The sequence below is a fragment of the Aquiflexum sp. TKW24L genome, assembly GCF_023502205.1.
Lineage (GTDB): Bacteria > Bacteroidota > Bacteroidia > Cytophagales > Cyclobacteriaceae > Cognataquiflexum.
Genome location: NZ_JAMFLG010000026.1, coordinates 1 through 14,234, shown reverse-complemented (window position 1 = coordinate 14,234; position 14,234 = coordinate 1). Strand labels below are relative to the sequence as shown.

The 14,234-nt window shown below is 41.6% G+C and carries 12 protein-coding genes; 5 read left to right on the top strand and 7 right to left on the bottom strand.

Going from position 1 to position 14,234, the window contains the following annotated elements:
- Positions 1-44: 44 nt before the first annotated feature.
- From M3O96_RS15750 to M3O96_RS15725, 6 genes are all read right to left on the bottom strand, one after another.
- Complete coding sequence (locus tag M3O96_RS15750) at positions 45-995, bottom strand: N-acetylornithine carbamoyltransferase (protein WP_249722136.1); 951 nt, start codon at positions 993-995, stop codon at positions 45-47.
- Between the two features lie 216 nt (positions 996-1,211).
- Positions 1,212-2,342, bottom strand: a complete 1,131-nt coding sequence (locus tag M3O96_RS15745; RefSeq protein ID WP_249722133.1) for an aspartate aminotransferase family protein — start codon at positions 2,340-2,342, stop codon at positions 1,212-1,214.
- A gap of 10 nt (positions 2,343-2,352) precedes the next feature.
- Entirely contained in the window at positions 2,353-3,321 is a 969-nt protein-coding gene (gene argC / locus M3O96_RS15740; protein ID WP_249722130.1) for an N-acetyl-gamma-glutamyl-phosphate reductase, read from the bottom strand.
- Positions 3,308-4,504 carry an argininosuccinate synthase gene (locus tag M3O96_RS15735; RefSeq protein WP_249722127.1) on the bottom strand — a complete coding sequence of 399 codons (1,197 nt, stop codon included), beginning with the start codon at positions 4,502-4,504 and terminating at the stop codon, positions 3,308-3,310. The genes argC and M3O96_RS15735 overlap by 14 nt, the downstream gene beginning before the upstream one ends.
- A 45-nt stretch (positions 4,505-4,549) precedes the next feature.
- Positions 4,550-5,230, bottom strand: a complete 681-nt coding sequence (locus M3O96_RS15730) for a GNAT family N-acetyltransferase (RefSeq protein ID WP_249722126.1) — start codon at positions 5,228-5,230, stop codon at positions 4,550-4,552.
- Positions 5,231-5,684: 454 nt separating this feature from the next.
- Positions 5,685-6,950, bottom strand: a complete 1,266-nt coding sequence (locus M3O96_RS15725) for an aminotransferase class V-fold PLP-dependent enzyme (RefSeq protein WP_249722124.1) — start codon at positions 6,948-6,950, stop codon at positions 5,685-5,687.
- An 86-nt stretch (positions 6,951-7,036) separates the two neighbouring features.
- Here M3O96_RS15725 and M3O96_RS15720 point away from each other — a divergent pair, with 86 nt between their 5' ends.
- The 5 genes from M3O96_RS15720 (at position 7,037) to M3O96_RS15700 (ending at position 13,559) form a co-directional block, all read left to right on the top strand.
- The gene (locus tag M3O96_RS15720; protein WP_249722120.1) at positions 7,037-8,107 is read left to right on the top strand and encodes a Fic family protein; all 1,071 of its coding nucleotides are present in this window, start codon (positions 7,037-7,039) and stop codon (positions 8,105-8,107) included.
- Between the two features lie 255 nt (positions 8,108-8,362).
- Positions 8,363-9,073 carry a DsbA family oxidoreductase gene (locus M3O96_RS15715; RefSeq protein WP_249722113.1) on the top strand — a complete coding sequence of 237 codons (711 nt, stop codon included), beginning with the start codon at positions 8,363-8,365 and terminating at the stop codon, positions 9,071-9,073.
- Between the two features lie 649 nt (positions 9,074-9,722).
- A complete protein-coding gene (locus tag M3O96_RS15710; RefSeq protein ID WP_249722107.1) occupies positions 9,723-10,226 on the top strand; it encodes a winged helix-turn-helix domain-containing protein in 504 nt (167 codons plus the stop codon).
- A gap of 366 nt (positions 10,227-10,592) precedes the next feature.
- Positions 10,593-12,047: a hypothetical protein gene (locus M3O96_RS15705; RefSeq protein WP_249722102.1), complete on the top strand. Its 1,455-nt coding sequence runs from the start codon at positions 10,593-10,595 to the stop codon at positions 12,045-12,047.
- A gap of 588 nt (positions 12,048-12,635) precedes the next feature.
- The gene (locus M3O96_RS15700) at positions 12,636-13,559 is read left to right on the top strand and encodes a GNAT family N-acetyltransferase (RefSeq protein ID WP_249722097.1); all 924 of its coding nucleotides are present in this window, start codon (positions 12,636-12,638) and stop codon (positions 13,557-13,559) included.
- Between the two features lie 37 nt (positions 13,560-13,596).
- On the opposite strand, the gene M3O96_RS15695 is transcribed toward M3O96_RS15700, so the two are convergent.
- A complete protein-coding gene (locus M3O96_RS15695; RefSeq protein ID WP_249722095.1) occupies positions 13,597-13,947 on the bottom strand; it encodes a four helix bundle protein in 351 nt (116 codons plus the stop codon).
- Between the last annotated feature and the right edge of the window lie 287 nt (positions 13,948-14,234).

The following is a 14,234-nucleotide window of genomic DNA, read 5'->3' as shown; positions in this document are numbered from 1 at the left end:
AGGTTTGATCTTTCGGTGAAGCCCATTAAGTGGGGGAGCCACAATTACTTTTGATCCAAAATATGGCTGATGACAGCTTGTGCTGCAAAAATTCTATTGTGGGCTTGTTTCATAACGAGACTTCTTGGACCGTCTAACATTTCATCTGACATTTCCAGATTACGTCTTACGGGAAGGCAGTGCATTACTTTTGCGTTTTTGGCATGTTTCAAATGCTTTTCAGTCAGCATCCATGAACTGTCTGTATTCATAATTTTGCCATAATCATTGAATCCTGACCAGTTTTTGACGTAGACGAAATCCGCTCCCGCCAAGGCTTCTTTTTGGTCCATTACGATTTTTGCACTCTTGGTAAACTTCTCATCCAATTCATATCCCATAGGGTGGGTAATGGTCAGGTCGTGACCACAACCAACTGCCCATTCGGAGAACGAATTTGCGACAGCATGTGGGATGGCTTTGATGTGAGGGGCCCATGTCAAGACGACTTTTGGCTTCTTTGACAGATTCATATTTTCCTGAATAGTGACCATGTCCGCAAGACTTTGTAGCGGATGCCTGATGGCCGATTCCAAGCTGATTACAGGGATACCTGAATATTTGATGAATTGGTTGAAAACAAAATCCTCCAAATCCTCTTGTTTATTGGTCAAGGTAGGAAATGCCCTTATGGCAAGGATATCAAAATAAGTACCTAAAACTCCCGCCGCATCTTTGATATGCTCCACGGTGCCCTTGTTCATAGTGACCCCTTCCCTCATTTCCAATGCCCATCCTTCCTTGTCCATATTCATGACAATGGCTTCCATTCCAAGTTGTTGCGCTGCAATCTGCGTGCTTGCCCTTGTTCTGAGAGAGGGATTCAGAAAAATACAGCCAATTCTTTTCCTTTGACCTTTAGCCTGATCGATCCAAGGATCACTTTTATAATGAAGCGCTTTTTGGATTAATAGCTCAGCAGTAGGTAAATCGTCAAATTTTGTGAAGTGGATCATTTTGTTCAGGTTCAGTTAAAATTACAGTGGTTATCCGTTTCTTTGCCAATAACCCTATGTTATTCTTCAAGCGGGACGGATCCCGAACTATCGGGACGAAGACGGAAGTACCGGGCATTCCAGTCTGCATACACCAATAATATAGATTTCCAATCTCCTTGCCTCATTGCGTACATACTTAAAATTAAAATAAGGAAAGGATAATTGTTCAATAAATTAAACCAACACTTTCTTCAAACTTTCAACAAACGAAGATAGGTCTTTGAGCCCAATATTTAAAGGTGGAAGCAAACGAATGGTCTGTTTACCTGCTGAACTGCCTGTGAATATTTTGTATTTACTGACTAATTCAGAACGAACAGGAGCAGCATCTCTATTTAAGTCTATTCCGATCATCAATCCTTTGCCTCTGACTTCGGTGACACCCGTGATTTTATTCAGTTCCGAGATCAGGTATTCTCCCATTTTCTCGGCATGTGACATCAGGTTTTCAGATTCGATCACTTCCAATACCGCCAATCCTGCCGCACAAGCCAAATGATTGCCACCAAAAGTGGTTCCCAAAAGCCCGTAAGAAGCTTTGAAATCCGGGTGGATCAAAACCCCTCCGATCGGATAACCGTTACCCATGCCTTTTGCCATGGTGATTAGGTCGGGAACCAATCCTTTCACCCATTGGTGGGCAAAGAATTTACCTGTTCTTCCATAGCCTGACTGCACTTCATCGAGGATCAGTTTTGCACCATATTCTTTGGAAAGTCTGTCAAGTGCCAACAAAAATCCAGATGAAGGAACCTGAATTCCCCCCACGCCTTGTATGCCTTCAATGATAATTCCTGCGATGTTTCCGGATTTTAGTTGGTCTTCTACTGCTTGGATATTTTCCCAAGGAAGTATGAATACATCAGCTCTTTGGTTGAATGGTGCAACGATTTTTGGATTGTCAGTCAAGACTACTGCCCCAGAAGTCCTGCCGTGGAAAGCACCTGAAAATGAAATGAAGCCTGATTTCCCGGTGGCAAAGGAGGCAAGTTTGAGCGCATTTTCATTGGCTTCAGCACCTGAGTTGCACATAAAGAGATTAAAATCAGGATATCCTGACATCTCCCCTAATTTTTTGGCAAGGTCCTGTTGGATCGGAATATGGACAGAATTGGAGTAAAAAGTGATTTTGTCTAATTGTTCCTTTAACCTTTTATTGAAATGTGGATGGCTGTGTCCGATAGAAATCACGGCATGGCCGCCGTACAGGTCGGTATATTCATCTCCTTGGTCGTCCCAAAGTTTGGATCCAAGGGCCTTGACCGGAGTGACATTGATTAGAGGATATACGTCAAATAAGTTCATGGTCAATAGTTTAGAAAGCGATACTTTTAAGATTGAGTCCGGTAGTTTCCTCAAGTCCAAATGCAAGGTTTAAGTTCTGGACAGCCTGACCCGATGCGCCTTTGAGCAAATTGTCAATGGCCGAATAGATGACCAATTGGCCATTTTCTTTTTGGATATGGAGGATGCATTTGTTGGTATTGACAGCCTGCTTCATGTCAATATCCAGATCTGACACATGCATAAAAGGAGCATCATGGTAGAAATCTTTGTAAACTTTTTTAGCCTCCTCCAATTCCCCATCGAAAGAAAAATAGGCTGTAATCCAGATTCCGCGGGAGAAATTGCCTCTGTAAGGAACGAACAATAATTCCTGGTTGAATTCAGGGTTTAACTGCCCAAAAGTCTGTTTGATTTCTTTGAGATGCTGATGGGTAAAGAGTTTGTAGACAGACATATTGCCTGTGCGGTAGCTGAAATGGCTGGTTTCTGCCAATTTCTTGCCTGCCCCTGTACTTCCGGTTATGCCTGAGATTTGGACAGTATCCTTTACCCACCCTTTTGCTATGGCAGGGGCCAAAGCCAATTGGATTCCTGTCGCAAAGCAGCCGGGGTTGGCGATTTTTTTGGCAGTTTTGATTTTTGGTTTGTTGACTTCAGGTAGACCATAGACAAAACCATTGCTTTCATCTCTGAAATCCGTACTCAGGTCAATGATGACCGTGTCGGTGGAGAAGTGATGCTTTTCCAAAAACCCTTTGGTCTCGCCATGGGGAAGTCCTAAGAAAACCGCATCGATACCTTCTGTGTCGACATTATCTGTGAAAATAAGATCTGTATCGCCAATCAGGTCAGGATGAACATCAATTACTTTTTTGCCCTTTTGGCTATTGCTGTGGACATACACCAAGTCGCAGTAGGGATGATGGACCAAGAGGCGAAGCAATTCTCCCCCGGTATATCCTGCTGCACCGATGATGGCTGTTTTAATTTTCTTCATGGTGGTTGACTTGGTGGAAAATGGCAGTCTGGTTTCCAAGAATTCTAGTAAAGCCTTTGACATCTTCACCGGTATATCCTTTGTTCATTTCGCCATAGCTGCCAAATTTGGAAGACATCAGGTCATGGGAGGACTCTATTCCTACTAATTGAAAACGATAGGGGTGGAGGATTATTTTGACTGTACCGGAGACAAACACCTGGGTGCTTTCCAAAAATGCTTCCATATTTCTCATGACAGGATCGAGGTAATGTCCTTCATGGAGGTGGTTGCCATAGAATTCAGAAAGCTGGTTTTTCCAGAAAGACTGCCACTTGGTCAAGGTGTGTTTTTCCAATAATTGGTGGCTTTTGATGATGATGATCGGAGCCGCAGCTTCAAATCCTACCCGTCCTTTGATCCCAATAATCGTATCTCCTACGTGAATATCTCTCCCAATACCATACGGGGCGGCAAGTTCCTGGATTTTCAGGATCGCGTCCACGGGATTGTCATAAGTGGATCCATTTACTGAATTGATTTCTCCTTTTTCGAAACCTATGACAACTTCCTCTGAACTAGTTTTACTGACTTGCGTAGGCCAAGCTGCTTCCGGCAAAGTTTCGTTGGAGGTCAAGGTTTCCTTACCACCTACTGATGTACCCCAAATCCCTTTGTTGATGGAGTATTTTGCTTTCTCAAAATTCATGGAAACGCCATGTTTTTTGAGGTAGGCAATTTCTTCTTCTCTGCTGAGCTTGAGGTCACGGATAGGGGTGATGATTTCGATGTCAGGAACAATGGTCTGAAAGATCATATCAAAACGAACTTGGTCATTTCCTGCACCTGTACTGCCATGGGCGACGGATTTTGCTCCGATTTTCTTGGCGTATTCTGCTAGGGTTTTAGCCTGGAGAATCCGCTCCGCACTGACAGAGAGTGGATAAGTGGCGTTTTTAAGGACGTTTCCAAAAACAAGAAATTTCAACACTTCTTGGTAATAGGTTTTGGTTACATCGAGGACGGTAAAGGAAGCTACTCCAAGGCCATTTGCCCGGGTTTCTATTTCCTGTAATTCTGTAGAAGAGAATCCTCCCGTATTGATTAGGACGGCATGTACTTCATATCCCAAATCCTTGGTTAAATGAAGGGCACAAAAAGTGGTGTCTAAACCTCCGCTGTATGCTAAAACTGTTTTTTTCATCTGTAATATCTTTTATTTAAGCCATTACATGCTGGCTTGATAGGTTTAAAATATATTGAAGGTTTTGTCTTTGGTTTTTTTGAGATTGAGCATGACGTATTTTTTGAGTCTTGTCCACCGTTCAAACAACTTCAGATTTTTCTTGAAATCCGTTCTCAAAGCCACATCTTCCACTTTAGCCTTTTTGGAAGGATCATAAAGCATGGCGGTACACAAACAGTTTTGTCTGTTTTTACTTTTTAGGATTTCGACATTTATACAACTGTTGCAGCCCTTCCAGAATTCCTCATCCTCGGTCAGGTCAGAATAGGAAACAGGGATATAGCCAAGGCTTGAGTTGATTTTCATGACAGCCGCTCCGGTAGTCAATCCGAATATTTTGGAATCGGGAAATTTGGTTCGGCTGAGCTTGAAAATCTCATTTTTAATCTGGGTAGCCAAACCATATTTTCTAAATTCCGGGGAAACAATCAGACCGGAGTTGGCGACGAATTTGCCATGTCCCCAAGCTTCTATGTAGCAAAAACCTGCCCAAATACCCTCTTTGGTCAAAGCAATGACAGCTTTGCCTTCCTGCATTTTGGTTTTGATGTATTCAGGAGAACGTTTTGCTATACCTGTGCCACGCGCTTTGGCCGACTCCTCCATTTCGGTGGTGATGGTCTCCGCATAGGTAATGTCCTTTTCAGTAGCAGGTCTGATGATAAATGAAGGAATGTTTTCCATTATGTCCAATTGGGAATAAATGAATTTTTAGGCTAATAAGCCTGATGGGAAATAAATAGGAATTGAACGTGCTATTGTAGGTCGTCCACATAGGACACCAAAAGTTAGATCGGGGATGTCACCCTGAAGCTGTTCCTAAATCTCCTCAAAGGAGTGAAAAAAGGCATAGCAACAGCCGACAAAAGCAAGGCTTTTGTTGAGGTAGTATTTAGAGCTATGAGATTTAGGTTTGACATGCTTTTGAAAACGTGAGCAAATGTGAAAAGGTTTGAAATAAGATGCAAGCAATAATTTCAGTTATTTCAATGTGCAAGTACAATCTTACATGGATGGGCAAAAATCAAGGGGAAGTTTGGCTTTTTAGCAATTTATTGCGCGTTTGTTACTTTTAGCCATTGTGAAATGTGTTGAATAATAGGGGATTTTCTAAAATAAAATGAACAGGTTTTAGCCATCAGGATTTTGCCATTTCCTTCAAAGCATTGACAAATACATCTAATTCATCAGTTGATGTATACACGTTAGGTGTAATTCTGCATCCAACTACTCCGGCGTAATTGATACCCACTGTGTAGATCTTGTATTTGTCCATCAGGATTGTTGCCATTTCAGTTGGGTCCAAACCCTCAATGCCAACATTAGCAATCCCGCATGAACGGAAAGGATCGGCGGGAGTGTTGACATTTATTTTGGGGAAGTCCCTGACTTTTTCACTCCAATACAATTGTAAAAAGCGGAGTCTTGCTTCTTTTCTTTCAGCACCTATTTTTTGGAAGTAATCCAACGCGTTGTTAACCGCGAGGTCGGTGGCAACCGGATGTGTTCCAATATGGTTGAGGTTTTTGATATTGGCATGGTCGAGTTCGTAAGGAGCTAAAAGCGGCCAAATCTTGTTGATTTTGTCTTTCTTGACATAAAGCAGTCCTGAACCCAAGGGCACGCTAAGCCATTTGTGCAGGCTACAGGCGTAATAGTCACAGTTAAGCTCGTCTATTTTAAAATCAAAATGAGCAATGCAGTGAGCCCCGTCCAACATTACTTCTACCCCGTGCCGGTGTGCCATGTCGCAGATTTTCTTGACGGGAAGGATTTGCCCAGTGATGTTTATCATGTGACTGACCATCATCAGTTTGGTATTGGGTCTGATGGCATCTTCGTAGATTTTGACTATTTCTTCGTCTGATTTGGGGTGGTTTGGAATAGAGACGATTTTATTGGTGATGCCATGTCTTCTACCCGCTAGGATAAACATATTTTGGATACTGCCATAATCCTGCTCTGCAAATATGGCCTCATCTCCTTTTTGCCATGGATATCCAGAAATGATGATGTCGAGTGATTCGGTTGCATTTCGGGTGATGGCGACTTCATCGGGACTTCCGCCGAATGTGGCTGCTAACCTTGCAGCAGCTTTGTCTTTATTTTCCCATTGTACAGTTCTGAAGTACCAAGAACCTTGGAAATTGATCTCCCTGATGTGGTCGATGTAGTTTTCGAGGGTTTCGGTGGGGATAAAGCAATAATAACCGTTTTCCAGGTTGATGTAATCCGGCTTGAGCTTATAGCCTTCCCTGATTTTTTTCCAAAAATTTTCATCCCTTGCCAAGTCTGAGGGAGGGATCTGAGCATAGGCATCGAGGGTTTTAGAAAAGGTTTCAATAGAAGCAGATGCAGCAATGGCCGTTAAGGACAAGTTTTTGAGAAAATTCCTTTTGTTCATGGTGTATAAATGTAAAAAAAAATTGGGAAAAGTTTTTATTCCGAAATTTGTTGAATAAATTTGTCAACAATAAATAAATCAACAAGATGAGTGCATTGGCAAAAGTTCTTTATGAAAAAAGAAATGAGAAAGGACTCGTTGTGAGAAGCCTTGCTTTTCAATCAGGGATTGACCCTGCTTTGATCTCAAAATATGAGAAAGGAAGCAGGCTACCGACAGAGGATAATTTGAAGGCGCTTACAGAAGCACTACAGATTCCTTTTGAGGAAGCAAGGAAAATGTGGCTGGCTGAGAAAGTGTATAATTTGTTGGCCTATGAAGAAAATGCAGGAGAAATCCTTGCCTTGGCAGAGTCAAGGGTGGCCTATCTTTCGGGTCAGCAGGCTTTGACCATGGAGGAATTGAGTGGGTCTATTCAAGACAAGCTGAAGCAGATCGATGACCTGAAAGCTAAATGGCAATCCAGAAGGCCTTTGAACATCACCCAGCTCCAAAAGATGCAGGAATTCTTTCATATCGCTTACACATTTGAAAGTAATAGGATCGAAGGAAATACGCTTTCCTTGCAGGAGACACACCTAGTGGTCAATGAAGGCATTACCATTGGAGGGAAGTCTATGAGGGAGCACCTCGAGGCCATCAATCATGCCGAGGCGATTTCTTATATGGAGCAATTGGTTACCGACCAATTGGACTACAGTCCCAGGGTTTTGATGGAATTGCATTATTTGATTTTGAAAGGGATTGATAAGGACAATGCAGGGAAGTATCGGTCTGTTCCGGTGAGGATCTCCGGTAGTGAGCATGTGCCACCACAGCCCTTTTTGTTACAAAAAATGATGGAAGAATATTTCCTTCATTATGACAGACAGAAGAGGCGGTTGCATCCCGTGATTTTGGCTGCAGAAATGCACGAAAGATTGGTCAGTATCCACCCGTTTATTGACGGGAATGGAAGAAGCAGCAGGTTGGTCATGAATCTGATTTTGCTCAAAAGAGGGTATACCATCGCCAATCTCAAAGGAGACCTTCATTCAAGGTTGGCTTACTACAAGGCTTTGGAAGCCGTACAGGTAGACAATAATCCTGAAGCATTTTACCATCTGGTGGTGGATGCTGTGAAGGATTCGCTTGAAAGACACTTGGAGCTGGTTTAAGGAATGAAGAATTGAAAATTAAGAATGAAAAATGAAGGATGTTTAAAAAAACAATAGCAAAAGCAACAGGATGGCCAAAAGTATTGCAATCCATTGGAACAAAGGATTTCTTTTTGGGAAATGGTAGTCACAAATGGGGCAGAATTCCGATTTTGGATCTATGTCCATGGCGCAGGAAGGACATTCTTTTGTATTTGGTTTTTGAACCATATCATTTTAAAATGGATTTATGAAAGAAGTAAATTTATCTCAATTATGAAAATAGAAATATGGTCGGACATCATGTGTCCATTTTGTTATATAGGAAAAAGAAGGCTTGAATCTGCTTTGGAGGATTTTGAATTTGCGGATCAGGTCCAAATTGAATGGAAAAGCTTCCTGCTCAATCCTGATATGGTGACTGACCCTTCCAAAAGCACGCTGGAATATTTGTCCGAAACCAAGGGATGGAGTATGGCACAGACCAAGCAGGTTTCCCAACAGGTGGTGGAAATGGCTGCGGGTGAAGGATTGACTTACCATATGGACAAGACCGTGGTAGCCAATGCCAAGAATGCCCACCGGCTGCTGCAACTTGCCAAGACGCTGGGCAAAGGGGGAGAAATGAAGGAAAGGTTATTGAAGGCTTATTTTACGGAAGGTGCCAATATTGATGATCAAGCTACTTTGGTGAAGTTGGCAGTTGAAGTCGGGCTTCCCGAAAAGAGGGTTATAGCATGTTTGGGTTCCAATGAGTTTGCCGACAAGGTCGAGCAGGATATTTATGAGTCAAGGCAAATCGGTGTCCGAGGGGTTCCTTTTTTTGTAGTGGACAGGAAATACGGGATTTCGGGGGCGCAACCCAAGGAAGCTTTTGATCAGACTATCCGCAAAGCTTGGGAGGATTATATGAAGACAAATCCTGTGCTTCAGGTCGCAGAAAATCTGGATGGGAGTAGTTGTGATGTGGAGGGGAATTGTGAGTGATTGTGTTGGTTATGTACTTAATTGATATTCATTGATATTGGATATTAATAGATATTGAACCAGAAGGTAACATTTGATCTAGCTTTTGAAGCCTAAGGGCCAGGCAGTTGAAAATCATCAATAAAAAAGGTAATTATCTGATATTGCGTGAAATATTTATAAAAGAAACTGATGGCTTCAAGGGTGAGAAAGACAATTTCCGCCTTCCGTCCCGACTGTAGAAGAAAATTAGGTTACTAGGAAAAGAATAGGGTTCAAAAGGTTTTAAGCAGGATACCTTACACCCATAATTTTTTTAAATTTTTTCAGTGACCAGTTTTAGCTACCAAATCCATTTATTCCATACTGAATTTCATTTTTCATTTTGTTTAGGTATTTATTTGTAAAATATTATTTATCAGCTACTTATAAGATTTCAAGAATTCTTTTGATGCTACTTGTTTTTTTATTTTCCCCGAGTAAATTTGTTACTCATGAGTAATTTAATTACTCGGTTAAGCCATGTCCATTAATGTGACTGAAAGGGCGGAGCTGGGTTTTTCTTGCTCATGGTCTTTTGGAAAATGTCCATTTGGGACTCAAGTTTTCCGGATTTTTTCACCAAGGACTCTCACCCGGTCCCATTATATCACCCCCTCCATCTTTATAAATGCTTGACTCTTTAGTCACCTCCAAAACGCGGGTAAAACTCCTGCTGAAGTTTTTCTCTCATACCAATGCCAGTTACCTTCGTTCCTTGGCTAAGGAATTTGACGAATCCACCAATTCGGTGCGGGTCGAACTCAATCGCCTGACTGACGCGGGTTTGTTGAAGGCAGGGGATGAGGGGAAAACCAAGGTTTACCGCGCCAACGATGAGCATCCTTTCTTTCAGGAAATCAGGAATATGGTGTCGAAGTTTTTGGGATTGGACCAATTGCTGGTGCAGGTAGTTCAGAGGTTGGGCAATGTGGAGAAGGCTTATATCGTTGGAGATTATGCAAAAGGCATCGATTCAGGAACCATTGAGTTGGTTTTGATCGGAAGGGAGATAGACTTGGAGTATTTGGATTTTCTGGTCAATAAAACTTATGAGAAGGTTCAAAGGAAAATAAAGGTTTCTGTTATGGAAGCCGAAATTGAAGAGGTTGGGGGAATTCTTGTATTTGGATGATTAAATGATATTGGATATTAACTTGATATTGATGGATATTGGATATTAATTGATACTGGATATTAATGGATATTGGGGTATTCCGAAAAGAAGTAAATACGATGATAATTTAAAAAATTATGGCTAAATGTCTCAAATTGAAATTGTGTAAATACTGTTTTATGTCTTCCCTGCCTACCGCAGGCAGGCGTCCCGACTGAATAAGAATAGAGGTAACTTGCAAAGAAGCGTATATACATTATTGATTGTGATAAATATTGAGAGACTGATTGAAAAAAAATAATTTAGATTTGGATTTGAGACCTAATTTGATCTTCCTAAAATTGCCAATTCCAAAAATAACCTTTCACCCAACCCCAGTATAACTTGATAAGATTTACATTAATTGCCGCGCTGTTCACCATAGTGATTTTTCAGATTACGGGAGAGAAATTGCCTGTCAACGAAGGTGCTATGGGCGATGGTCTGTTTTTCAGGGATGTTGCAGGTAATTTTCTGGAGGACATAGAAGACGGAGGTTACAATTTGTTTCAGATGCAAAGGTTGATGCCTTTTGCTTTTGTGAATGTGATATTTGGCGCTTTGCATATCCTCAAGAGTTATGATAACCTGATGCGGGGCATGCTGATTCTGCACTTTCTGTTTTTGGGTTTGGGGGTGTATTGGTATTTCTCTTTGGCCACCAAACTCCGGCTTGGGGACAACCTCACCGTCCTGGGTTTTGTATTGATTTTTGCAAACTTTGCCGTCCTTAAGGATCCCTGGTTTAACCCGTTTTCGACAGATTTGCCTACCCTGATGCTTGCTATCGGTCAGGCCAATTATTTCATCAAGGTCAACAGGCAAAAATTGTTTTTGGTCTCTATCATCGCCGGGTTTGTCTGGCCGACTATGATGCTGACAGGGTTGTTGTTGATATTTTTACCGAGTGAACCTTTGGTGGTTTACCCCAAAGAAGGGCCTAAATCCTTTTTTCCTGTATTGGCGTCTTTGCTCATTTTAGGAATTGTCTTGGCAGTAAGCATCCTTACGGGAAGGTTTTCAGGTCAAGACTTTTGGACCACTGTGTTGCATATTGCATCGGTCATAATTTTGGTATTGTTTGTTTTTGCGGTGATGGTCAGGAATCAGGTAGACTGGCCACAAAGCTTTGAATTGCTTAAAAAGAAAGCGAAACAGCAAAAAATAGGGAGGCTTGTCGGGGTCTTATTCGTGTATTTCATTGTGATTTTTCTTCTTTCGGGCAGCAATATCAACCTGGATTTTGGGGCAATTTTCATGAGCCTGTTACAAGATACCCTGCGCTATCCGGGGGATTTTTTGGTAGGACACATGCTGTTTTTTGGTTTCCTGATTCCTTTGACCCTTGCCTTTTTTCCAAGGATAATCAGGGAAGCCGCCAAGCTCGGTATGGGCATGATGGCCGTAAGTCTGTTGATGTTTGTATTTGTCTTGCATCCTGAGTCGAGGCTGCTGTTGGCGTTTCTGCCATTTATTGTTGTATTGCTGTTGAAGTCTGCGAGGAAATACCGCATCGTCAACAAGGATGTGATTGTCATCAGTGTGCTGAATGTCCTGCTCTCTGCATTTTGGTTGCCACTCAATGTGGTTGGGATGGAGGATGCCCTTGGAAATAAGGAATTCTGGTCAAGTTTTCCGGCACAGCGGTATTTGATGCACTTTGGGAATATGTTTTCCTTTGAGGTGTATGCTGTAGCCGCAGTGGTTTTTATTGGGCTTCTGGTATTGGCATACAGGGGTAAGGTTAGGTATAAGCGGGAGGAGTATGTGAGGGGAAGGTCGGTTGCTGCAAAAATTTAAGACACAATTCCCACAAAGAAACGAAGGCACAAAGGTATTTTCCCGCAAAGACGCGAAGACGCAAAAAATAATTCCCCACAAAGACACAAAGGCACAAAGACACAAAAGTATTTTCCCGCAAAGACGCGAAGGGTAATTTCCAGCGAAGGCTCAAAAAACATCTCACAAAGGTACGAAGGCACAAAGAAAATTTTCCCGCAAAGACGCGAAAGAAAAAGAAAATCCCACAAAGGCACGAAGGCACAAAGGGTAATTCCCGGTAAAGAGGCAAAGAATTATTCCCGCAAAGACGCGAAGGCGCAAAGACAAAGAAAAATATCTATATATTCCTGCTATAAACCATTCGACAATCAATTTGAAGATATTGGATATTGATAGATATTGGATATTAAATGGATATTGATGGATATTGGATATTAAATAGATATTGAAATGAACCAAAGCAGTTTTGTTTCTGATTTTTTTAGCTGACACAATTAGTATTAATTATCATCCCGCAATCGCAGTAAATGGACTTCACCGGTTCTGAATGCTGATTTCATTTATCACCCAACGGCATAGCCATTTCATTCTTAATCCCCCATTACCTTGTTAAAAATTAAATCCTATACCCCATCTGATATAGATGCCTGGAATGAGCTGGTCGAAGACAGTTCCAATGGGGTATTTCTTCATTCCAGGAGTTTTATGGATTACCATAAAGACCGATTTACCGATGCTTCTCTTCTGATCTACCATGGAAATGATTTGATCTCTGTTCTTCCCGGCAACAGCTACGAACATACGTTTTTGTCCCATCAGGGCTTGACTTTCGGAGGTTGGATATTCCGAAAAGGCACTGATCCTGCACTCCAACAGGAAATCATCCAATCTTCCATTAAGTTCTTGTTTGCAAATGGATTTGACAGGATCCGGGTCAAACCGATTCCGGAGTTTTACCATGCCGAAAAGCTAGACAACGATGCCCTCATGCTCTCAGCAGACGGGGTCTTGGTGGACGAAGATCCCAATTATGCCATCGAACTGCCAAAAGTGATCTCGGACAGGGGCAAAAGATGGGGAGTCCAAAAAGCCATGAACAAAGGGATCCATATTGAAGAGGATGATGGCTTTACAACATTTTGGGAAGAAATCCTGATGCCCTACCACAGGCAGATTTTGGGTTATGAACCGGTTCATACGCTTGCGGAGATAACTTCCTTGGCTGCCAATAATCCTGAGAAAATCCGGCAATTCAATGCTTACCACAAAGGAGAAATATTGGCCGGAGTTACTGTCTTTGCCCATCCTATGGTAGCCCGCACCCAATATATCGCTTCGACAGATGAAGGGAGGAAAAACAGGGCGGTCGATCTCCTGATAGGTTACCTGATGCGGAATATCGGTGAAAAATACATCGACCTCGGCGGTGTGAGTGACCCAAAAACAGGTTTGCCAAAAGAAAGCCTCGTCCAATGGAAAGAGAGTTTTGGAGGGGAGTTGTATGTGGGGAAGGTTTGGGAGTTTTTTTAATTCAGAATTATGAATTATGAATTAATAATGAAGGTGGTTAGCGGTTATTTTTTGAGGAAATCAAAATGGAGTTTAGAATTTTTATAATCTCTTCGATTTCCGTTTGTAAATAGAGATTGTCAGGATGGTCTTGGATCAATTCTTTTCGATTTAGTAATTTGATCCAATAGGCCGTTTCTCTTGCCTCTTTTGATGCGATGCTGATTTTGGATATAAAGTCATTTTTTGATTGTGCGGCTTGGGCCTCTACCACATTTGCTCCTATTGAGGTGCCCGAACCAACAATTTGATCTGCTAGCCTGTAATGATTCTTTTCGCGGAGGAAAAAATAGACGTTCAGAATCTTTTCTGCAAAATTATAACTTTTATCAAGGATTGGGTTTTTCATGTTAGGTTTAGTATTTTACTAAAATACCAAACATACATTTATCTATGGTCCGATTAAACGTTTATAATCGGTTAAATTTTTAATTCATAATTCAATGTCGTGTAGTTAGGGGAAATTCGATAAACTTTTCCGAAGTTCGGAATGGATGTTTTAAGATTTTCATGGTCTGGTCCCAACTTTGGAAAAGGTTTGTATAACGCAAAAGCTTATTTTAACGACATTGATTCATAATTCATAATTCATAATCACTAGTGTCCGAGAAACAATTTTAAATGAAGGGTAAGCTG